Here is a 20,893-nt window from a genome sequence, read left to right on the forward strand (position 1 = left end):
GGCGAGGGCGTTTAGGGTTTCCCGGTGACCAGAGAAGCCCCTGTAGTGCTGTGGTTCCGCCGCGACCTCCGGCTCGGAGACCACGCCGCCCTGCTGGAGGCTTCGAAGCACAGTAAGCACGTCCTCGCGCTATACGTCCTCGACGACGCGCTCCTCAAGCCCTCCGGCGCCCCGCGCGTCGCGTTCCTGCACGGCTGCCTGAAGGCGCTGGACGATCAGCTCGGCGGACGGCTGATGCTCGTCAAGGGCGACCCGGCCGAGCAGGTCGTCAAGGCCGCGCGCGACATCGGCGCCGCGGCGGTGCACGTCAGCGCGGACACCGGCCCGTACGGCCGCCGCCGCGACGACGAGGTCAAGAAGGCGTTGGCGGAGCACGACATCGCGTGGGTGGAGACGGGTTCTCCGTACGCGATCACCCCAGGCCGCATCAGCAAACCCGACGGCGACCCCTATCGCGTCTTCACCCCGTTCTACCGCGCGTGGGTGCGCCACGGCTGGCCGCGGCCGGCGGACACCGGTAAGTCCATTGTGGACTGGGTGGAGCCGCCACGTTCGGTCAAGCTCCCGAAATCCCCGTCGCTCAAGGGAATGGAGCTGCCGGAGCCCGGTGAGCGGGCGGCGCTCGAACGCTGGCACGAGTTCCTGGACGACGGGCTCGAAACCTACGACGAAGATCGTGACCGGCCGGATCGTCCCGGCACGACAAGGCTTTCGCCGTATCTGCGCTGGGGTTGCGTCCACCCCCGCACCCTGCTGGCCGACCTCGCCGGGAACGAGGGATCCGGCGCCAAGGCGCTGCGCGGCGAGTTCGCCTGGCGCGAGTTCCACGCCGACGTCCTTTGGCACCGTCCCGAAACCGCGCGGAAGAACTACGATTCCCGCTTCGACGCCATGGAACACGAGAGCGACGAAGAGGCTTTCCGGCGGTGGTGCGAGGGACGCACCGGGTTCCCCATCGTCGACGCGGGGATGCGGCAGCTGCTCGCCGAGGGCTGGATGCACAACCGCGTCCGGATGATCGTCGCGAGTTTCCTGGTCAAGGACCTGCATCTGCCGTGGTGGCTCGGCGCGCGGCATTTCATGAAGCATCTGGTCGACGGCGACCTCGCGTCGAATCAGCTGAACTGGCAGTGGGTGGCGGGCAGCGGCACCGACGCCGCGCCGTACTTCCGGATCTTCAACCCGACCACGCAGGGGGAGAAGTTCGACCCCGCCGGCGACTATGTCCGCCGTTACGTCCCCGAACTCCGCTCGGTGCAAGGCAAAGCCGTGCACAAACCGAAGGACGTCAAGGGTTACCCCGCCCCCATGGTCGACCACGCCCACGAACGTCAGGTCGCGCTGGAGCGCTACGGCGCCATCAAAGGTCCGTGAAGGCCCCCTTCCCTCGGCTCAGCCGAGGGAAGGGGGCCTTCACGCGCGAAACGGTCAGCCGCGAAGGGCTTCCGAAAGCTTGATCCGGCTGCCGACCCGCAGGACGCTGTTCTGGTAGATCCGCGCCCCCAGCCAGGTGAACAGGGCGATGGCGCCCACGCTCAGGCCCAGCGACAACGCGATCTCCCACGTCTCGACGGTCCCGGCGGCGATCCTGGCGGGCATCAGCACCGGGGAAAGCAGCGGTACCAGGGAAAGCACCTGCGTCCCCGTGCCCTCCGGCGCCTGGGCCAGCAGGTTGAACCCGACGATGAAGCCCAGGATCAGCACGATGTTGACCGGGCCGATCACGGACTGGGTGTCCTCCTGCCGGGAGACCAACGAACCCATGGCGCCGTAGATGGTGGCGTACAACAGGAATCCGAGCAGGTACCACACCACGCCCCACAGCAGCGCGCCCGTCGCGACCCCGGACAGCGTCAGCACGTTGGTCGCCGACGCGACGACGAACCCGGCGCCGCCGATGATCAAGAGCTGGGTCAGCCCGACCAGGCCGAGCCCGATCACCTTGCCCAGCAACAGATGCCACGGCCGGACCGTGGACAGCAGGATCTCCACCACGCGGCTGGACTTCTCCTCGACCACGCCCTGCGCGACCAGCGTCCCGTAGGTCACGATGCTCATGTACAGCAGCACCGCCACGATCAGCCCGATCACCATCCGCTGCGACTTCTCCGGGTCCGGCGGTTTGATCGAGTCGACCTCGACCTGGGTCTGGTGGACCGTGCGCATCACCTCTTCCGGCGACTTCTGGGCCTCGGAAAGGATGCCGTTCAGCACTTCCTGCTGGGACACGCCGTTCAGCAGGGAACGCAGCTTCGTGTCCAATTCGGACTTGACGAGCACCTTCAGCTCGGTGGCGTTGCCGGACAGCAGCGCGTCGAGATCGCCGTTCTCGACCTGCGTCCGGCCTTGCGCCGGATCGGCGACGGTGACGGTCTCGATCTTCTCGCCGATCGCCTCACCCGCGGTCTGGAGCTGCTGCGCGATCCCGGCGGTCTGGCCGGTGAGCCCGACCTTGCTCTTGTCCTCGTTGCTGATCAGCGTGGACTGCAGCAGGACGTATCCCATCAGCATGACCAGCAGCACGGCGGTGCCGACCACGAAGGACCTGGTGCGCAGCCGGGTGTTCAGCTCGCGTTTGGCGATGAGCCAGACCGCGCGCCACGAAGATACGGTGTTCATGCGGAAACTCCCTGTGCCGCCGGCTTCTCGGCGACCGCGTCGCGGAAAAGCTCGGTCAGCGAACGCCTGCGTTTGGTGAATTCGGTGACCGGGCCGGTCGCCAGTGCCGCGGCGAGCACGGCCTGATCGTCGGCGCCCGCCTCGAGTTCGAGGATCGTCGTCGGGCCGGTCTGGTCGACCGTCCGGACACCGGGAACGGACGAAGCCCAGCCGGGTGCGGCGGCGGGCGCGGTGACGACGAGACCGTTGCCCGCACCGGCGGTCAGCTCCGCGACGGTACCGGAGGCGACCATCCGTCCACTTCGGATGATGCCGACCCGGTCGCACAGCCGCTCGACCAGATCCAGCTGGTGACTGGAGAACACCACCGGCACGCCGGTCGCGGCCTTCTCGCGCAGCACACCGCTCATCACGTCCACGGCCAGCGGGTCGAGACCGGAGAACGGCTCGTCCAGCACCAGCACCTTCGGATCGTGCACCAGCGCCGCGGCGAGCTGCACGCGCTGCTGATTGCCGAGGCTCAGCTTCTGGACCTCGTCCTTGCGCCGTTCGGTCAGCCCGAGGCGGGCGATCCAGTTCTCGGCGCTGCGGTGGGCGTCGTTGGTCGACATCCCGTGCAGTTCGGCGAGATAGACCAGCTGCTCCAGCACCTTCATCTTCGGGTACAGCCCGCGTTCTTCCGGCATGTACCCGATGTGGGTGCGGGTCTCGTGGGTGATCGGGGCGCCGTCGAAGCGCACCTGGCCGGAGTCGGCCGCGAGCACCCCGAGCACGATCCGCATCGTGGTGGTCTTGCCGGCACCGTTGCTGCCGACGAACCCGAACAACTCACCGGGCTGGACCTCGAAGCTCACCTCGTCCAGCGCGACCTTCGCGCCGTACCTCTTGGAGATCCGGTCGATCTCCAGCTTCCCCTCGCTCATTTCCACTTCCCCTCTTCGAAATACCGCACCAGCGCCGTGAATCCCCGATGGACGCCGGAAACCGTGCGGTTCCGCTGGATCAGCCCGTCCAGCTCGACGTTGCTCATCACCGAGGTGGCCCGGTAGACCAGCACCGCCCGGCCCGCGCCGGCGAGGACCCCACCCGCCACCAGCACGACGGCGACCACACCGATGGACACCTTGTACCGCTTCTTGTCCCCGGTCATGCCGGAGTCACCCCCTCGAAGTCTTCAGGGTCGTCGTCCGGCAGCCGCCACGCGAGCCAAAGTGCCGGAAGCGACGTCCCGAAGACGAACAACGCCGCTGTCATCGAAGAAAGCAGAGAACCGGAGTCCGGTTGTCCTGCCGCGTAGAGCCCGTACACGAGATCCACCAGCATCAGCGCGCACATCCCTTGGAACGCGGCGTAGTGCGCGCGGTCGCGCAGCAGCAGTTCGCGCTCGTCGAGATCCTTCGCCGCGGAGCCGGTTCTGCCGACGGCCTTGCGCAGCACCGCCGCGGCGCCGACGCAGAGACACAGCCCCGGCCCCATCATGCCGACGGCGAACCACAGCGTGGGCTCGCGGAGCAGCGCGGCTCCGGCGATCACGACCAGGTGGCCGATCACGGCCGCGATGGCGAGGCGGCGGCGGTCCGATCGCGTCCTGGTGACGGTCACGTGGGGCTCACCTCGTCGAAATCCTCAGGATCGTCGTCCGGCAGCGACCAGCCGAGGATGACGCCGGAGAGCGTGGTGCCGGTGACCAGCAGCGCGCAGGCCATCATCGCGCCGCGCGCGCCGCCGTCCTCCGTGCCGGAGATGACCAGGCTGTAGAGCACCGCGATCATCATCAGCCCGACCAGGACCTGGTAACCGACGAAGGTGACACGGTGGCGCCATTCCCGCTCGCGTTCGTCGAGCCGGAGCGAGAACCCGCCGCTCATCTTGCCGGTGAGGATCCGCAGCAGGTAATGGGCGCCGCCGGCGATCACCGCGCCCCCGAACCAGCACGCGAAGAAGACCGGTTCCGGTTGCCGATGGAACACGGCGGCCCCGGCGACCAGGATCAGATCGCCTGCCAGCACCAGCACGCTCAACGTCCGCCGCCGTTTCCGCGTGCGCCAGGTCGGCAGCCTCAGCGCCCGCTTGCGTTCCACTTCGTCCAGCCGTTCCTGCTGGCGCTCCCAGTACGCCGCGAGACGGCCTCGCTCCTCGCTCATGTTCCCCCCTCCCGGTAGACCTGAGTGGACAGCGGCGTGAACGGTTCGCGGCTGAACACGGCCTCGACCGGGAGGTCGAACACCGCGCAGATGCGGAACGCCAGGTCCAGGCTCGGGTAGTGGTCCCCCCGTTCGAGCGCGCCGATCGTCTGCGGGTTGACCTCGACGGCCGCCGCGAGGGCGGCCCTGCTCAGTCCGCGCTCCGCCCGGAGCACGGGTAGCCGGTTGTAGATCGGCAGCTCTTTGCCGCGTCTGACCGGGCTCATGGAACATACTGTTGCAAAAACCCAACGACTCGTCAAGTTGAGGGCGCACTTCACCGCAAGTAGGTGACTAATTGCGAAGGGTCAGACGAGGCCGGCGAGTGATTTGTCGACAAGCTCCCGGACGCGGCCACGGGCGGCCTCGGCGTCCGGGATGACGAGGCCGAGCCGGGTGCGGCGTTCCAAGACGTCCTCGACGTCGAGAGCGCCCTCGTGCCGCACCGCCCAGACGACCTCCGCCGCGCTGATCTCGCTCCCGTCGAACAGGGGCAGGCCCAGTTCCGGATCGACCTCGCCGAGCGCCGCGACCCGGGGCGCTTCGGTGCCGTACTTCGCGACGAGCCGAGGCGGAGCGTCCACAGTGGATAGACGGTCGCGCGGTGTCGCGCCGAGCAGGGGGAGCCGGGACGTGGTCGACGGCCCGGCGAGAAGCCCGGACCGGTTCAGCGCCGCGTCGACGGCGTCCTCGGCCATCTTCCGGTACGTCGTCAGCTTGCCGCCCACTACGGTGAGCACGCCGTCGGCGCCGGTCACCACCGCGTGTTTGCGCGAGAGGTCCGCGCTGCGGCCGCCGCCCTCGACCAAAGGTCGCAGCCCGGCGAACGAACCCGCGACGTCGGCCCGCGTCAGCGGGCGGGTGAACGCCGTCGACGCCACTTCGAGCAGGAAGTCCACATCGGACTCCGGCACGGACGGCACCCGGGGGACCGGCCCGTCGGTCGGTTCGTCGGTGACCCCGACGAACACCCGGCCGTCCGGTTGGGGCAGCAGGAAGACGAAGCGGTTGTTCTCGCCGGGGACGGGCACGTTGACCGACGTCGCGCCGATCGGTGCCGCGCCCGAAGCCAGGATGAGATGCGAACCGCGGGAAGGCCGCAGCCGCACCGATTCCGCCAGTTCGCCCGCCCAGACCCCGGTCGCGTTGATCACCTGACGAGCGCGGATCTCGACCTCCTGCCCGGTGAGCCGGTCCCTGGCCCGCACCGACTCGGCGTCGAGCCGGAGTGCCTCGACCTTCGTCAGGATCTTCGCGCCGCGTGACGCCGCCGTGCGGGCCAGGTTCACGACGAGGCGCGCGTCGTCGGTCAGCGCGCCGTCGTAGGCCAGCAGCGCGCCGCGCAGGCCTTTCGGGGACAGGCCGGGTGCGAGCGCCAGCGCCTCCGCGGCCGGGATCGACCTGGGCCGCGGCAGCACCGACGCCGGGGTCCCGGCCGCGCGGCGGAGGCCGTCACCGGCGACGAGGCCGGTCATGATGAACGCCTGCTGGCCGCGGGAGGTCTTGCGGTACATCGGGAACAGCTGAGGGATCGCCCTGGTGAGATGCGGGGCCGTGCGGGTCATCAGGATCCCGCGCTCGACGGCGCTTTCGTGTGCCAGCGCCAGATCGCCCTTGGCCAGGTACCGGAGGCCGCCGTGGACGAGCTTGCTGGACCAGCGCGACGTCCCGTACGCCAGGTCGTACGCCTCGATCAGGGCGACCGAGAGCCCGCGCGCGGCCGCGTCCAGCGCGATCCCCGCGCCGGTGACACCGCCGCCGACCACCACCAGATCGACCCGCTCGCCGCCGGCCAGCGCCGTGAGTTCCCGGTCGCGCCGCAGAGCGTTGAGCGAGCCCGGCGTCACGGCCGCAACGCCGCGTCGAGCACGTGGGCGAACTCCGCCATCAGCTCCTTCTCGTTCACGTCCGCGGTGGCGGGGCGGTAGGAGAAGGCGAAGGACTGGATGAGCAGCAGCAGGGTGCGCGCCTGCGAGGGCAGGTCGCCCTTGCGGATCGAGCCGTCTTCTTGGCCCGACTTCAGCAGGTGCAGGATCACGCCTTCGGCGAAGCGCTGGGTCTTGCCCAGCCGCTCGACGATGTAGGGGAGGACCAGTTCGGAGTCGAGGTCCAGCAGGGTGCGAAACAACGGGTCGCCCGACAGCGCGGCGACGGCGGCGGACGAACTCTGTACGAGCTTCTCGCGGAAGTTGGCGGGCTCGACCTCCGGCTCGGCGGCGCCCTGAAGCAGCCCGCCGAACTCACGGGTCATGAGGGTCGCGAGCACGCTGCGCACGTCCGGGAACCGCCGGTAGACCGTCATCCGGCTGACCTTCGCGGTACGGGCGATCTCGGCGAGGGTGGTCCGCCTCACGCCGACGGCGAGCACGCACTTCTTCGCGGCGTCGAGCAGAACGTCGTCGGACACGCGCGTGGAGGCCTGGCGGGATCGGGTGTCCGCCAGCGCCGAAACGCCTGTTTCCGCAGGTGAGTGACGTTTTACGTCCATATGTAACACTGTAGTCGTGACGGAGCTTATTGACCACCGGTTAAGACGATCCTGGACGCCCGAAGGCGGTGACGCGGCCCACCTTCCGGCGAAGGCCTTGCGGTGGCTCGTCCAGCGTATCGGTCCACTGGGCTCCGCGGCGCCCCTCGCGCCCGATTCGGCACTGTCCGTTCCCGAATCGGCGCTGCGAGAACAGCCGAAACGAGACCTCGAGGAGCTTGTCGGCGCCGACCGAGTCCTGCTGACGCCGGGGGAACGGCTCGCGCGGGCGAGTGGTCTGTCCTATCTGGACCTGGTGCGGCGGCGCGGATTCGGTGATTTTCCGGTGCCGGACGCCGTCGTCCTGCCGGAGAATCCCGCCGAAGTCCAGTCGGTACTGGAAATCTGTGCACGGCACGACGTCGGCGTCGTCCCGTTCGGCGGCGGGACGTCGGTGGTCGGCGGGGTTTCGGCACTGCGCGGGGACAAGAGCGCGGTGATCGCGCTCGACCTCACCAGGCTCGGCGAACTGGTCTCCGTCGACCCGGTCTCCCGGATCGCGGTCCTCCAGGCGGGCGTCACCGGTCCGGAGGCGGACCGGCTGCTCGCCGCGCACGGCTTCACACTCGGGCACGTGCCCCAGTCCTACGAACGCGCCACCATCGGCGGGTTCGCCGCCACCCGGTCCGCCGGGCAGGCTTCGTCGGGTTATGGCCGGTTCGAGGACATGGTCACGGGTGTCCGGCTCGCGACTCCGCGTGGGGAATGGAAGCTCGGGGTCGCGCCGGCATCGGCCGCTGGACCCGATCTGCGGCAGCTGGCCATCGGCAGCGAAGGGGCGCTCGGGGTGATCACCGAGGTCGCCCTCCGCGTCCGCCCGGTGCCGGAAGTGCGCCGTTACGAGGGTTATGTCCTGGATGGCTGGGATAACGGCACCGACGCGGTCCGCGAACTCGCCCAGCGGCACGTGCTCGCGGACGTCACGCGACTGTCCGATGTGGACGAAAGCGAGGTTTCGCTGGCGCTCAACGACAGTGTGAAGACCAAGGTGCTCCGCCGGTACCTCAAGGCACGGGGAGTCCACGCACCCTGCCTGTTGATCGTCGGCTGGGAGGGCGCGTCGAAGCGCGAGGTCGCGCGGCGCCGTCAGGAGACCACCCGCGTCCTGGGGCGGTTCGGTGCCGTCCGCATCGGGGCCGCGCTCGGCGAATCCTGGCGCCGCGGCCGGTTCTCCGGTCCTCGGCAACGGGATGCCTTGATGGACAACGGTGTCTGTGTCGAAACCCTCGAAACCGCCGCGTACTGGACGGAACTGAGCGACCTGCGAGACGCCGTCCGTGCCGCGCTCACCGCGACGCTCGGCAACGCCGTCATCATGTGCCACGTTTCGCACGCCTACGAAACCGGTGCGTCGCTGTACTTCACCGTGCTCACCGCCCGCGACGAGGCCGACCCGGTCGGCCAATGGCAACGGGCGAAGGCTGCGGCGTCCGAGGCGATCACCGGGATCGGCACGATCTCGCATCACCACGCCGTCGGCGTCGACCACGCGCGCTACCTGGCGGCGGAGATCGGTTCGCTCGGGGTCGACGTGTTGCAAGCGGCGAAGAAGGCCGTCGACCCGGCCGGGATCCTCAATCCCGGGAAGCTTCTCTGATCAGGGTGCCGGCCTCGACCAGCGTGCAGTCCAGACCGTGCGTTTCGGCGGGGATCCCTTCCAGTGCCGCGGCCCGGCGCTGTTCGAGGTCGGCGACGCGGATATGCCTGCCGTCCACCAGGATCGGCAGGCGGATGTCCGCGGCGCCGACGTACGCCACGACGTCGTCGAGCACGGTGCCGTCGTCGAGGGTGATGGCCGGGGCGGTCAACCGCACCAGGTGATAGCGCTGTCCATTGCCCTCGCAGCGATCGAGGACGGCGAGCTGTTCCGGCGTCGCGAACCAGACGGAGTGCTCCTCGACGACACCCGGCGCGGCGGCGAGCGTCGCGGGCCGTTGCCCGTCCCGGAACCGCACGCCGGACGCCCAGACCGCGGCGAGGTCGATGCAGCGCGCGTGACAGACGACGACCGGACCGGTCAGGCCCATGTTCTCCCGCAGCCAGGTGATCTTGGACGGGCACGCGTTCGAGCCGTACGCGAGCACGGCCTGGCGTTCGCGCCAGCCCTCCGGCGCGGTGTCGAGGCTGTGCCCGACGCCGTCGAAGTGGACGAACGAATGCCCCGGCCGCGCGCCCGGGTACGGATCGGCGGGGAAATCGGCGTCGGTGAAGAGTTTCACCACGTCACCACGCTGCGGAGGACGTCGCTGCGGTGCATACGCTCGAAGGCCTGCTCGACACCGTCGAGGGCGATCCGTTCGGTGACGAACTTGTCGAGCGGGAGCCTGCCCTGGAGATAGAGGTCGATCAGCATCGGGAAATCGCGTGAGGGCAGGCAATCGCCGTACCACGACGACTTGAGCGAGCCGCCGCGCGAGAAGAAGTCGATCAGCGGCAGATCCAGCCGCATGTCCGGGGTCGGGACGCCGACGAGCACGACCGTGCCCGCCAGATCGCGGCCGTAGAACGCCTGCCGCCACGTTTCGGGCCTGCCGACCGCGTCGATCACGACGTCCGCGCCGAACGAGCCGGTGAACTCCCGGATCGCCTCGACGACCTGTTCTTCGCTCAGTCCCTTGCTGTTCAGCGTGTGCGTGGCGCCGAAGTCCTCGGCCCAGGCGAGTTTCCGGTCGTCGGTGTCGACGGCGACGATGGTCTTCGCGCCGGCCAGGTTCGCCCCGGCGATCGCTGCGTCACCGACGCCGCCGCAACCGATGACCGCGACGGAATCTCCGCGGCTCACCGCGCCGGTGTTCAGCGCCGCGCCGAGACCGGCCATCACCCCGCAGCCGAGCAGCCCGGCGACGGCCGGTTCGGCGGCGGGGTCGACCTTCGTGCATTGTCCACTGTGGACCAGTGTCTTCTCGAGAAAGGCCCCGACACCGAGCGCGGGCGACAGGGCGGTGCCGTCGGCCAGCGTCATCGGCCGGGTGGCGTTGAACGTCGAGAAGCAGTACCAGGGCTTTCCCCGGCGGCAGGCCCGGCAGGTGCCGCAGACCGCGCGCCAGTTCAGGATCACATAGTCGCCCGGTTCGAGGCCGGTGACGCCGTCGCCGACGGCCTCCACGAAACCCGCTGCCTCGTGGCCGAGCAGGAACGGGAATTCGTCGTTGATCCCGCCCTCGCGGTAGTGCAGGTCGGTATGGCAGACACCGCACGCCTTGACCGAGACGACGGCCTCGCCGGGCCCGGGATCGGGCACCGTCACGGACTCCAGCGAGACCGGTTCACCCTTGGCGCGGGAAACGACGCCTTGGACCTCGTACGGCATGCCCACCTCCGAGTCGTGGACTTCGCAGCTTGCCACGAAGACGACCGGGATCGCGACATCCGCTCGGGTGCGGTACCGATTCAGCGCCCAGGCGTGATGATGTAAGCGACGCCACCGGGACCACTGGAAACGCCGCCATTCGTGTTGTACCGCTTGGTGCGCTGCCAGATCGTCTCGAACTGGTGTCGTTTGTAGACGTTTCGGACCCGGTCGTTGCTGTTGGCGGCCGGGTCGTTCGCGATCACGTCGCCGTCCTTCGTGAAGCCGACGACGACCATGATGTGCCCGGCGGTGCCGTAGCCCGCGCCGTCGAGTTCCTCGGCCTTGAACGACTGCGACGTGATCACCGGGATGCCGCGCGCGATGTAGTTCTCGAGTTCGTTCAAGGAGTGCAAACGGGTGATGTGCCCACGCAGTCCGAGTGAAGCGGCGTACGCGGTGTTGAACGGCCAGTTGCCTGTTCCGTCGTAGGCGTAGTCGAACGTGTAGCGGGCGGCGTACGCGACGGTCGGATCGACGTAACCCTCCGGGATCCACTTCATGTCCTCGGCCTTGGGCCGTTTGCCCCAGTACTCGGCGACCATCTCGGTGGACGTGGGGCTGCACCAGTTCTCGCCCCCCCCGCCGTACTCGGGAAACTGTCCTTTGTGGAGGTTCTGCGCGTAGGCGGGCACCTTGAGCTCGATGCCGGTGGCCCGGCCCGGTTTCGTCGCCTTGACCTCGAAGCGGTCCGGGACGAGCGACGTCATCGCGCCGACCGACGTCACCGACGGCGTGGCGCGGGAGCCTGCCTCGCGGTACAGGCTGACCCGCAGCTGGTACGAGCGGAGCGCGACACCGGCCTTCATGACCAGCGTGTCGACGTCGACCGCGGCGTTGGCGTCGCTCTGGCCGTCGACGCTGGTGCGTTTGACGTCGGCGTCCCCGCTCGCCCACCGGCTCATGACGTACCAGGAGGTTTCCGTGCCCGTGGCGGTGCGGCCCTTGGCTTCGACCTTGATCCACGTCTTGGCCGGCGTCTTCGCGTTCCACGAGGCGACCAGCTGGGAGGCGTCGAAGCCCTGGGCGTGGCTCCTCGACGTCCACTGGCCGTACTCGTAGGTCTTCGTGGTGCCGAGCGTGGGTTCGGTGTGCTCGATCGTGCCGATCGGGCGGTCGATGCGCAGCGCGCCGTGGTCGAGGCCGAGCCCTTCGAGCCTGCCGTCACGGAATCCGTGGTGACCGGACCATTCGTGGTAGTCGATCGACTCGTCGTCCGGGCGGCCGGGACCGGCCTCCGCCGTCTGTGCCGTCACCGCGGTCATCGTCGCGATCGTCAGCAGCGTGACCAGCCCTCGTCTGCGCATCCCCGCTCCATCCCTCGTGTCCACCCAGTAGGGAAGGGATTTTCGCCGGTCGCGCGAGGTATGTAAACAGTTACCCCCGATTGCACGAGTTACGCCGCCGGGCACGTCACTCGCGTGACTGGAGGCGTAACTCAGGCGAGCGGGTTCGGCAGCAGCAGCTCCGTGTTCTGGTCCTGGGCGGTGCCGACGGCCGAAAGCGAGGCGTGGATGTCGTTGTACGAGAACTCCCGGTAGAGCGACGCAAGCGCTTGCGTGGAGGTGTCCGAGTACGCCGCCGCATACGGGGCTTCCGCTTCGATCAGGGTCGTGAACAGCGACAACGTGCCGTCGGCGTTGTCGGCGACCTCGATGATCCGCGCGTGCTGCGGGAAGTCGATGTGCGAGGCGGTGTTGATCTCCCAGAAGCCTTGCTTCGCGGTCTTGCCGGCATGCGGGGTGATCTTGTTGCGGTGCGTGTGCCCGTTGACCCACGCCAGGACATTCGGGAACCGGTGCAGCAGCGAGACGAACGTGTCGCCGTTGAGCCGGATCTCCAGCGGGTGACGCGCGTCCGGCAGCACGTTGCCCATGGTGTCGCTGGTGTGGTGGCTGAACAGGATGAACAGCTCGTCCGTCACGTTCTGCGTGACCTTGCGCCCGAAGAAGTCGTAGTACGTCGAGCTGTTGCGCTTCAGCGTGTTCTCCACCCAGGTGAACTGCCCGAGCCCGATCGACCCGTCGGCCAGCCCGGCCATCGTCGTGGTGTCGAGGCTGATGCCGACGACGCCCGGCGCGATGCGGAAGGTGTAGTACACGTTCCGCCCGTCGGCGTTGTTCTCGCTGAACCCGTGACCGACCGGGCCGGGGCCGGTGTTGGCGGAGTCGAGGTGGTGCCGCACGAACTCCGCGGTGCTGAACGGCCGCCGTCGCTCGTCCGGGGTGATCTCGCGGATCGTGCCCGAGCCGCCGAACAGCTCCGTGACCGGGACGCCGGAGCCCGACCCGATGGCCTTGGCGAGCTTCCGCGACGTCGTCTCGTCCTTGCCGATCACCTTGAAGCGGCCGGTGTACCAGGCGTCCATTCCCGGGAAGTCCGGCACGGTGCCGACGATGCTGTCGTCGTGGTTGCCGAAGGTGCAGAACCACGGGACGTCGAGGCCGGGCGAGGTGAAGGTGTTCGAGGCCGCGCCGAGCAGGCCGGGCAGCTGCGGGAAGCCCTTCTTCGTGTACGCGTCGTCCAGTGTCTCGCCGGGGTTCCAGTAGTGCGAGGACCCGGACGTCTGGACGCCTTCGTGCACGTCCGGGTCGCCCGAGGTCGGGTTCACCGTGCCGCCGTTGAGCACCTTGAGGAACCATTCGAGCTCGATCAGCTCGTGGTTGTCGGTGTTGTCGCCGGTGGTGACCATGAAGTCGATCGGCCGTCCGGTGAACGGGCCCGCCTTCAGGCTGTTCACCCGCTCCACCAGCGCCGTCGTCGCGACGGGGCCGAGGGTTTCCTGCGGCCGGTGTGCCGAGCCGACGAACGGGTGCAGGTACTCGAACCGCGCCGGGCTTTCGGCGTCGGTGAAGTGAAGGTCGGTGAACTGCGCGAAGGATGCCATCGCGCGGCGCCGGTCGTCGCGGCCGGACTTCGGCGCGGCCAGATCGCCGCGGACGACGAGCGGCCAGCCGGGGCCCGCGGTCAGCCGCGTGTAGCCCGGTCCGCTGGTCAGCGGGGCTGCCGCGGCTTCGAGCGTGGTGCCCGCGGTCCGCACCGCGCGGCTGGCGGTGCGCGCCAGCGCCCGGTCGAGCGCGTTGGCGGTCGGCGTGCACAGCAGCAGGCCGACGCCGGCGGCGCCCGCCGCGGTGAAGGTGCGCCTCGAGATGACGGACATGGCGGTGCCCCCAGTCGTCGCGGATGGATGTCGCGAAGGACGATGCCGCAAGACGTTAGCCGTGAGGTGAACGCCAGAAAAGGGTAATGCGAAAATTTGTCACGTTCGGCGGAATGCCGGGAAGCCAAGCGGGCTGGTTACGCTGGCCGCTTGGCGAGCGTGGGAGGTGGCCAGGTGGGTGCTTCGGCATGGTCCGTCCGCGGCCGGTTCGACGGCGATCCGGAAGCGGCGCTGGACGCGATGAAGGCACGCGTTTTCGAGGAGGGCGACTACCTCTGGGAGGAGGACGAACTCGGCCGCCCGGACTCGATCGAAGAGCTGTACGAGGTGGAGAGCGTTCAGGAGTCCGGGACGCATTCCGTGCTCGACGTCCACGAGTTCATCAGCGCCACGGGCGAGGACGACTTCGGCACGATCCGCCCCTTGACCGACGCCGAACTCGTCGCCGCCTTCGGTTCCGAGGAGCCGTCCGTCGCCGACTTCGACGAACTCGACAAGGCGGGACGGCTGCCGTACGAACGCCGCCCGCGCTGGAGCGCGAACTGCGCGCTGCTGTACGAGAACGACGTCGCCGTCGAGCTGGCGATTTGGGGCGTCTCCGGGGATTAGAACCCTGCCGCCCGGTCATCTGACGTGCTTGCGAGCGCCTGAAGTGTCACCGAGGGTGAGGGGTGTGTCCTGTGCCTACGCGTGACCGGCCCGGTCACCCTGTCCATAAGGAACTTGAGGCCCGCTTCGAGCGCTTTGGTCGTGAGTGATAAAGAGCGTTAGAACGACCATTGCCACTCACGACCCCCCACGCAATCGCCCCCCATCGGACGCGCGGAGAGGTCTTGCCGTCCTTTATGGATGATCGGCAGGGTGATCGGCTCGCACCACGACACCTCTCAGGGCCCACTTGACCGCGCTTCGAGCCCGTCGAGGATCACCTCGATACCCAGGTCGAAGACGTCCTCGCCGCTCTGTGTCGCGAAGGCCGGCCCCAGCCTGCTCGCATGGGGATAGGCCGCGAGCCTCTCGAGAAACCCTTCGTCCGGCCTCCGTGCGGGAAGTGAGTCCACCGAAGCGAGCACGTGTGCGGTGAGCAGTCGTGAGATTCCGGCGGTGTCCTCTTCGGAGAATCCCGCCTCCAGCAGAATCCGCACCGTCGTCTCGATATGGCCCAGCCGGTGCGGTCCGGTCGGCGGCCGCTCGCGCAGCAGTGCGGCCGCGTCCCGATGGCGCGACAGCAGTGCGCGGAACTGGCGGAGCCCACTCGCGAGCTGGTCGCGCCACGGCAACGATCGATCGATCTCGAAGGCGTCGGCGCAGATCGCTTCGGCGACGAGGTCCAGTAACTCCGCCTTGTCCTTCACGTGCCAGTACAGCGTCGGCGAGCTGACGCCGAGCTTCGCCGCGAGCCGTCTGGTGCTCAATTCGGCGAGACCGGCTTCGTTGAGTAGTTCGACGGCCGCCTCGGTGATCTTGGCGAGGTCCAGCGAGCCTTTACGTGCCACGTGCGGACTCTATCAGTGATAGATTTGTCTCTATCACTGATAGAGAACGGGGGAAGTGATGCCTTGGACATCCGAGATCCGCCTGGTCACGGTGCTGTGCTCGATCGTCTTCGTGCTCGGGACGACGCTGCAGAACTACGTGATCGTCGATCTGGACATGATCGAGGCGAGCATGCGGCTCAAGGGGGTGGACACCGCCGACGCGCCCGCGTATCTGAGCGCGCTGCGAATGGTGGGGAACGTCTTCATCATCGGCAACGCCTTGGGCCTGCTGGTGTGGTTCCGTTGGCGTTGGCTGTTCTGGCCGGTGCTCGCGTTCAACGTCACCCAAGCCGTCGGCGTGTACGTCGTGCCCTTCGAAGTGCACCGCGCCGCGATCGCCGAACACGGGTGGCCGGGCGTGCTGCCTTCGCTGGTCACCGATGGTGGGGCGGTGATCCTGTCGATCGTGTTGATCGTCGCTCGCTTACGTTCGCGGCGGCTCACGCGGCCAGGCGGCCCAGTTCGGCTTTGACGGCCTCCACGGCGGCCTTGGTCTCGGCGACCGGGTCGGCGCCATCGCGGACGATCCGGCCCAGCGCGTCGACGAGCGCGGTGTTCGCCGTCGGTGTCCACAGTGGACCGGCGGCGCGGCCGTTCTCCTTGACCAGCTTCGCGGCGTCGGCCGCCGCCGCGACCTTGCCGAGCACGCTCAGCCGTGCGGGCAGGTGGAAACCGAACCTGGTGGCGAACTCCTGCTGGAAGTCGACCCGCTCCAGCCACAGCCATTTGACGAAGTCCTTGGCGGCGTTGGGGTTCAGGCTCTTGGAATGCACCATCGCGCTCAACCCGCTGACCGGGACGGACGGCGCGCCCGCCGCGTCGAGCCTCGGGAACGCCAGGACGCCGAAGTCGTCCTTCAGCGTGTCCTGGATCTTCGGCAGATTCCGCAGCCAGGTCCACTGCATGGCGGTGAGCCCGTCGATGAACGGGAGCGGATCCGCCCAGTCCGTCGAAGCGCCCAGCAGCAGCGAGCCGTTGAGCTCGTGGAGTTTCGCGAACGCCGTGGCGGCACGCGGATCGTCGAAGCCGGCGGATTTGCCGTCCTTGACGTAGTCGAGCCCGGCCGACCACAGCAGCGGCCCCGCGAGCGCCGCCGCTCCCGCGTCGTTGCCGGCGAACAGTCCTTTGACGCCGTCCTTGGACAGTTTCTTCGCCGCGTCCACGAGTTCGTCCAGGGTCTGCGGCGGCTGGACCCCGGCCTCCTGCAGGAAACTCTTGCGGTAGAAGAGGACTTGGGTGTCCAGCGCCTGCGGGATGCCGTAGACCTTGCCGTCGACCGTCTGCGCGGCCAGCACCGAAGGGGTGAAGTCACCGCGCACGGGCCCGATCACGTCGTCCAGCGGGACGAGGAGGTTCTGCCGGACGCGATCGACGGTGACCTGGCCTTCGAAGACGTCGGGGACCGCGCCCGCCTGCAGCGCGGCGTTCAGTTTCGTCTCGTAGTCGTCGGGATTCCACTGCACCGCGACCTTGGATTTCTGGTACGCGGCGGCGTAACGCGTGACGGCTTCCTGGACACCGGCCTCGGGATACGGGTGGTACCACTGCGCGAGGTCCACCGGTTTCGGTTTCGGCCTGGTCACCCCGGCGGAGTAGGCCGTCGACGGCGGCGGGGTTCCCCTTTGGACTGTGTTGGACCCGCAGGCGGAGAGCGCGGCCGTCCCCGCGAGTGCCAGGAACGTTCGCCTGTTTGTCTTACGCACCAACAAAACCCTTCGCCGAACGCAGTGAAGGCCATCTTCGGGGAACAGCGTCCCTCAAGATGGCCTTCACGGAAGGGCAGGCGCGCGGGAGATTAACCCGTTAGAGCTGACTGACGTCGAGTTTGCCTTCGGAGTGGAACGCCCGCAGCCGCTTCTTGTCGAACTTGCCGACACTGGTCTTCGGGACTTCGTCCACAAAGGTCCAGTTCTCCGGAAGCTGCCACTTCGCGACCTTGTCGGACAAGAACTCGCGCAGTTCCTCGGCCGTGACGTTCTGGCCCTCCTTGAGCACCACGGCGACCAGCGGGCGCTCGTCCCACTTCTCGTCGGGGATGCCGACCACGGCCGCCTCGGCCACCGCGGGATGCGCCATCACCTGGTTCTCCAGATCGACCGAGGAGATCCATTCGCCGCCGGACTTGATGACGTCCTTCGCGCGGTCGGTCAGCGTGAGATAGCCGTCCGGGCTGATCTTGCCGACGTCGCCGGTGCGCAGCCAGCCGTCGTGGAACTTCTCCGGGTCGGGCTCGTCACCGGTCGTGCCGCTGTAGTACGACGCCGCGATCCACGGGCCCTGCACCTCGAGCTCGCCGACGCTTTCGTTGTCCCACGGCAGTTCCTCGCCGTTGTCGCCGATCAGCCTGGCGCTGACGGACGCGGGGAACCGGCCCTGGGTGTAGCGGTACTCCCAGGCCTTCTCGCCGGTCGCGGAGGCGGGCGGACGCGCGACGCTGCCCAGCGGCGACGTCTCGGTCATGCCCCAGGCGTGCAGGATCGGCACGCCGTAGCGATCTTCGAACGCGTGCATCAGCGACGGCGGCGCCGCCGATCCACCGACCACGACCTCGCGCAGATGCGAGATGTCCTGCGGGTTCGCGTCAAGGTGGGAGAGCAGGCCCTGCCAGATCGTCGGGACGGCGCCGGCGAAGGTCGGCTTCTCGGCGTCCAGCATCTGGGCGATGGGCGCGGGCTGGAGGAAGCGGTCCGGCATGAGCAGCGAGGCGCCGACCATCATCGCCGCGTACGGCATCCCCCACGCCATCGCGTGGAACATCGGGACGATCGCGAGGGCCTTGTCGTGCTGGGCCAGCCGCATGCTGTCGGACATCGTGACCTGCATGGAGTGCAGCCAGATCGACCGGTGGGAGTACGCGACACCCTTCGGGTCACCCGTGGTGCCCGAGGTGTAACACATCGCGGCGGCCGAGCGCTCGTCCACGTCGGGCCAGTCGAAGGTGTCCGGCTGGCCCGACAGCAGTTCGGCGTAGGAGTGCACCTGGACGCCATCCGGCGCCGTCAGGGCGGCGGCGTCGCCGTTGGCCACGATGACGTGACGCACGGTCTTCAGCTCGGGCAGCTGCTTGGCCAGCAGCGGGATCAGGGTGCCGTCGACGATGACGACCTGGTCCTCGGCGTGGTTGGCGACGAAGACGAGCTGCTCCGGGAACAGCCGGATGTTGAGCGTGTGCAGCACCGCGCCCATGGCCGGGATGGCGAGGTACGCGGCCATGTGCTCCGCGTTGTTCCACATGAAGGTGCCGACACGCTGGTCACCGGTGATGCCGAGGCTGCGGAGCGCGTTGGCCAGGCGGGCGGCGTGCTTGCCGAGTTCGCCGTAGGTCTCCCGGCGGGCTTCTGAACCGGTCCAGGTGATGACTTCGCTTTCGGAGTGCACCGTGGTGCCATGGCGGAGCAGCCTGCCCAGTGACAGCTGTCCGTCCTGCATCGTGCTCAACATCGCGTACTCCCGTGGTGCTCGTTCTCCGGTGAACTGGGGTTGGGCCGACTCTAATCCGGGAGGGGTGAACCGGTCAGTAACATCGCAGGCAACCGTTCGGTCACAGTGTCGCGCTAACGGGTGTTCGCCGGTTCGGATCAAGATCATCAATAATTCGTATTTTTCCTGCCATGAAACGAAAAATGGCCGACTGTGCGAAGTGATGGCATCGCTCATAAGGGTGATGAACGCGAGCGAATCGCCGCTCGAACGGCGTGTTTCCGCAGGCTGGGGCGGGTTGCCCATGGCGTGGTCGAAGGGTAATAAGTGCGTGTCGGTTTCACGGCCGAGGAACGGGTGGCGTTTACTGGAGCCGTGGTACAGAGACGGCTGGCCAGCGCTTGCTCTTGCAAGCATGGTTTAAAGGCCGTCGGCCGCGAAAGCGGAGACCTGAGATGAAAGGACTACTACGTTGGCTCTGCCCACGTTGACTCCGGAGCAGCGCGCCGATGCCCTCGCCAAGGCGGCTGAGGCTCGCAAAGCGCGCTCCGAGCTGCTTGCGTCGATCAAGTCCGGCAAGGAGAGCATCGACAAGGTGCTCAAGCAGGCCAAGGAGAACAAGACCATCGGCAAGACGAAGGTCACGCAGCTGCTGAAGGCCGTGCCCGGCCTGGGCGCGGTCAAGGTCGCCGCCCTGCTGGAGCAGGCCGGGATCGACCCGGACCGGCGTGCCGCCGGCCTGGGCGAGCGGCAGCGTGAGGCCCTTCTCGAGGCGCTGAAGTAACGCTTCCGCCCAGGTCACGGGCTGTCCGGGGGAAGGTGTTGCCTGAGAGGCTGTTGCCCGGGCAACACTTTCCCCTGGTCTCAGCCGGAGCCTGGGACGCTGGTGGGGTGACGACCAGTACCGCACCGGCGACCCCGGCAGACCTGGCCGCCCGCTACGAGCGGGGCGACTTCCTCCTGGCCACGGCACGGCACGCGCTCCTCGCGAGCGGAGTCGTGGCCACCGCGACCGAGGCCGAGCCGTCGCGGCTGTCCGGGGTGCTCCCCGGGCTGTTCACCGACTCGGGCGCGTCGATCGCGGTTGGTGTGCTGCCCTTCGACACCACCTCGATGCCGGGGCATCTGGTCCTGCCCCGTGCGATCCATCGCGCGTCTTCCGAGCACGCGGCCGTCCCGCCGCGCACCGCGCTTCCGCGGCCGGTCAAGGTCACTCCCGTGCCCGAGCCGGAGGCGCATCTGGCCGCCGTCCGCGCGGCCGTCTCCGCACTGAGCGACCGTGACCTGCGCAAAGTCGTCCTGGCCCGCGCGCTCGATCTCGACTTCGACGACGCCGTCCCGGTCGCCGAGGTGGTCCGGAACCTGGCGAACGGGAACCCCCGGCACACCACCTATGCCGCGCAGCTGCCCGGCGGGCGCACCCTGGTCGGCGCCACTCCCGAACTCCTGCTCTCCCGCACCGGCGGCGCCGTCGTGTCCCGCCCGCATGCCGGGTCGATGCCCCGGTCCGCGGACCCGGCGATCGACAAGGCGAACGGTGAGGCCCTGCTGGCGTCCGAAAAGGACCACGTCGAACACGCCGTCGTGGTGGAGTCCGTCGTCGAGATCCTGCGGCCGTTCTGCCGCACGCTCGACGTCCGCGGCCCGGAACTCGTCTCGACCCCGGCGATCTGGCACCTCTCGACCACCGTCACCGGTGAGCTGATCGACCAGGACGTCACCGCGCTGGACCTCGCCGCCGCTTTGCATCCGACCCCCGCCGTCTGCGGTACGCCGACCGAGGCCGCGCGCTCCCTGGTCCAGGAGCTGGAGCCGTTCGACCGCGAGTACTACGCGGGCGCCGTCGGCTGGGTCGACGCGGCCGGGGACGGCGAATGGGCCGTCGGGATCCGGTGCGCGGAGATCGCCGACACCTCCATGCGGCTGTACGCCGGCGGCGGCATCGTGCCCGCGTCCGACCCCCGGACCGAACTCGACGAGACCTCGGCGAAGTTCCGCACCCTGCTGGCCGCCATGGGCCTGGAGATCTAGAACCCCGCAATTCGTCACCTACTTGCGCCCGATCGATGCCCGGCGCCGGTAAGCGCCCACGCGAGT

At 68.5% G+C, this 20,893-nt stretch carries 21 protein-coding genes; 6 read left to right on the forward strand and 15 right to left on the reverse strand.

Features of this window, described 5'->3' with window-relative positions:
- Positions 1–24: 24 nt before the first annotated feature.
- Positions 25–1,374 carry a cryptochrome/photolyase family protein gene (locus BLW75_RS29305; RefSeq protein WP_034308579.1) on the forward strand — a complete coding sequence of 450 codons (1,350 nt, stop codon included), beginning with the start codon at positions 25–27 and terminating at the stop codon, positions 1,372–1,374.
- 54 nt (positions 1,375–1,428) lie between these two features.
- Here BLW75_RS29305 and BLW75_RS29310 read toward each other — a convergent pair whose 3' ends face one another.
- From BLW75_RS29310 to BLW75_RS29345, 8 genes are all read right to left on the reverse strand, one after another.
- Complete coding sequence (locus BLW75_RS29310) at positions 1,429–2,619, reverse strand: ABC transporter permease (protein WP_034308581.1); 1,191 nt, start codon at positions 2,617–2,619, stop codon at positions 1,429–1,431.
- On the reverse strand, positions 2,616–3,542 hold the full coding sequence (locus tag BLW75_RS29315; protein ID WP_034308584.1) for an ABC transporter ATP-binding protein: 927 nt from the start codon (positions 3,540–3,542) through the stop codon (positions 2,616–2,618). The genes BLW75_RS29310 and BLW75_RS29315 overlap by 4 nt, the downstream gene beginning before the upstream one ends.
- Positions 3,539–3,769, reverse strand: a complete 231-nt coding sequence (locus tag BLW75_RS29320) for a hypothetical protein (protein WP_034308586.1) — start codon at positions 3,767–3,769, stop codon at positions 3,539–3,541. The genes BLW75_RS29315 and BLW75_RS29320 overlap by 4 nt, the downstream gene beginning before the upstream one ends.
- The gene (locus BLW75_RS29325; RefSeq protein ID WP_034308589.1) at positions 3,766–4,221 is read right to left on the reverse strand and encodes a hypothetical protein; all 456 of its coding nucleotides are present in this window, start codon (positions 4,219–4,221) and stop codon (positions 3,766–3,768) included. Before BLW75_RS29325 ends, BLW75_RS29320 begins: the two co-directional genes overlap by 4 nt.
- Positions 4,218–4,763 carry a hypothetical protein gene (locus BLW75_RS29330; RefSeq protein ID WP_034308592.1) on the reverse strand — a complete coding sequence of 182 codons (546 nt, stop codon included), beginning with the start codon at positions 4,761–4,763 and terminating at the stop codon, positions 4,218–4,220. Before BLW75_RS29330 ends, BLW75_RS29325 begins: the two co-directional genes overlap by 4 nt.
- Complete coding sequence (locus BLW75_RS29335; RefSeq protein ID WP_034308595.1) at positions 4,760–5,029, reverse strand: helix-turn-helix transcriptional regulator; 270 nt, start codon at positions 5,027–5,029, stop codon at positions 4,760–4,762. The genes BLW75_RS29330 and BLW75_RS29335 overlap by 4 nt, the downstream gene beginning before the upstream one ends.
- Before the next feature lie 81 nt (positions 5,030–5,110).
- On the reverse strand, positions 5,111–6,649 hold the full coding sequence (locus tag BLW75_RS29340) for a glycerol-3-phosphate dehydrogenase/oxidase (RefSeq protein WP_034308598.1): 1,539 nt from the start codon (positions 6,647–6,649) through the stop codon (positions 5,111–5,113).
- Positions 6,646–7,209 (reverse strand): TetR/AcrR family transcriptional regulator, encoded by a 564-nt coding sequence (locus BLW75_RS29345; protein WP_034308600.1) that lies wholly within the window; start codon positions 7,207–7,209, stop codon positions 6,646–6,648. Before BLW75_RS29345 ends, BLW75_RS29340 begins: the two co-directional genes overlap by 4 nt.
- A 97-nt stretch (positions 7,210–7,306) precedes the next feature.
- Between BLW75_RS29345 and BLW75_RS29350 the strand changes: the two genes are divergently transcribed.
- Positions 7,307–8,926: an FAD-binding oxidoreductase gene (locus BLW75_RS29350; RefSeq protein ID WP_198935694.1), complete on the forward strand. Its 1,620-nt coding sequence runs from the start codon at positions 7,307–7,309 to the stop codon at positions 8,924–8,926.
- Here BLW75_RS29350 and BLW75_RS29355 read toward each other — a convergent pair.
- The 4 genes from BLW75_RS29355 to BLW75_RS29370 form a co-directional block, all read right to left on the reverse strand.
- Positions 8,904–9,551: a gamma-glutamylcyclotransferase family protein gene (locus tag BLW75_RS29355; protein ID WP_034308603.1), complete on the reverse strand. Its 648-nt coding sequence runs from the start codon at positions 9,549–9,551 to the stop codon at positions 8,904–8,906. The two genes, BLW75_RS29350 and BLW75_RS29355, sit on opposite strands and share 23 nt — an antisense overlap.
- Positions 9,545–10,639 (reverse strand): S-(hydroxymethyl)mycothiol dehydrogenase, encoded by a 1,095-nt coding sequence (locus BLW75_RS29360; RefSeq protein WP_034308605.1) that lies wholly within the window; start codon positions 10,637–10,639, stop codon positions 9,545–9,547. The genes BLW75_RS29355 and BLW75_RS29360 overlap by 7 nt, the downstream gene beginning before the upstream one ends.
- A gap of 80 nt (positions 10,640–10,719) precedes the next feature.
- Positions 10,720–11,985: a peptidase C39 family protein gene (locus tag BLW75_RS29365; RefSeq protein WP_198935695.1), complete on the reverse strand. Its 1,266-nt coding sequence runs from the start codon at positions 11,983–11,985 to the stop codon at positions 10,720–10,722.
- Positions 11,986–12,116: 131 nt separating this feature from the next.
- Positions 12,117–13,838 carry a TIGR03767 family metallophosphoesterase gene (locus BLW75_RS29370; RefSeq protein WP_034308607.1) on the reverse strand — a complete coding sequence of 574 codons (1,722 nt, stop codon included), beginning with the start codon at positions 13,836–13,838 and terminating at the stop codon, positions 12,117–12,119.
- Between the two features lie 159 nt (positions 13,839–13,997).
- Here BLW75_RS29370 and BLW75_RS29375 point away from each other — a divergent pair, with 159 nt between their 5' ends.
- Complete coding sequence (locus tag BLW75_RS29375) at positions 13,998–14,447, forward strand: hypothetical protein (protein WP_244175798.1); 450 nt, start codon at positions 13,998–14,000, stop codon at positions 14,445–14,447.
- Positions 14,448–14,725: 278 nt separating this feature from the next.
- Here the strand turns inward: BLW75_RS29375 and BLW75_RS29380 are convergent, their stop codons facing one another.
- A complete protein-coding gene (locus tag BLW75_RS29380; RefSeq protein ID WP_034308612.1) occupies positions 14,726–15,334 on the reverse strand; it encodes a TetR/AcrR family transcriptional regulator C-terminal domain-containing protein in 609 nt (202 codons plus the stop codon).
- Between the two features lie 58 nt (positions 15,335–15,392).
- Between BLW75_RS29380 and BLW75_RS29385 the strand changes: the two genes are divergently transcribed.
- On the forward strand, positions 15,393–15,848 hold the full coding sequence (locus BLW75_RS29385) for a hypothetical protein (protein WP_034308614.1): 456 nt from the start codon (positions 15,393–15,395) through the stop codon (positions 15,846–15,848).
- Here BLW75_RS29385 and BLW75_RS29390 read toward each other — a convergent pair.
- Together BLW75_RS29390 and BLW75_RS29395 are read right to left on the reverse strand one after the other, a co-directional pair.
- Complete coding sequence (locus BLW75_RS29390) at positions 15,817–17,079, reverse strand: ABC transporter substrate-binding protein (protein WP_034308616.1); 1,263 nt, start codon at positions 17,077–17,079, stop codon at positions 15,817–15,819. The two genes, BLW75_RS29385 and BLW75_RS29390, sit on opposite strands and share 32 nt — an antisense overlap.
- Positions 17,080–17,179: 100 nt before the next feature.
- Positions 17,180–18,817, reverse strand: a complete 1,638-nt coding sequence (locus BLW75_RS29395) for a long-chain fatty acid--CoA ligase (protein ID WP_034308618.1) — start codon at positions 18,815–18,817, stop codon at positions 17,180–17,182.
- 451 nt (positions 18,818–19,268) lie between these two features.
- Between BLW75_RS29395 and mihF the strand changes: the two genes are divergently transcribed.
- Both mihF and BLW75_RS29405 read left to right on the forward strand, forming a co-directional pair.
- The gene (gene mihF / locus BLW75_RS29400) at positions 19,269–19,580 is read left to right on the forward strand and encodes an integration host factor, actinobacterial type (protein WP_005155963.1); all 312 of its coding nucleotides are present in this window, start codon (positions 19,269–19,271) and stop codon (positions 19,578–19,580) included.
- Between the two features lie 107 nt (positions 19,581–19,687).
- Complete coding sequence (locus tag BLW75_RS29405) at positions 19,688–20,827, forward strand: isochorismate synthase (protein WP_034308625.1); 1,140 nt, start codon at positions 19,688–19,690, stop codon at positions 20,825–20,827.
- The last annotated feature ends 66 nt before the right edge of the window (positions 20,828–20,893 follow it).

This window comes from Amycolatopsis lurida (assembly GCF_900105055.1).
Classification (GTDB): domain Bacteria; phylum Actinomycetota; class Actinomycetes; order Mycobacteriales; family Pseudonocardiaceae; genus Amycolatopsis; species Amycolatopsis lurida.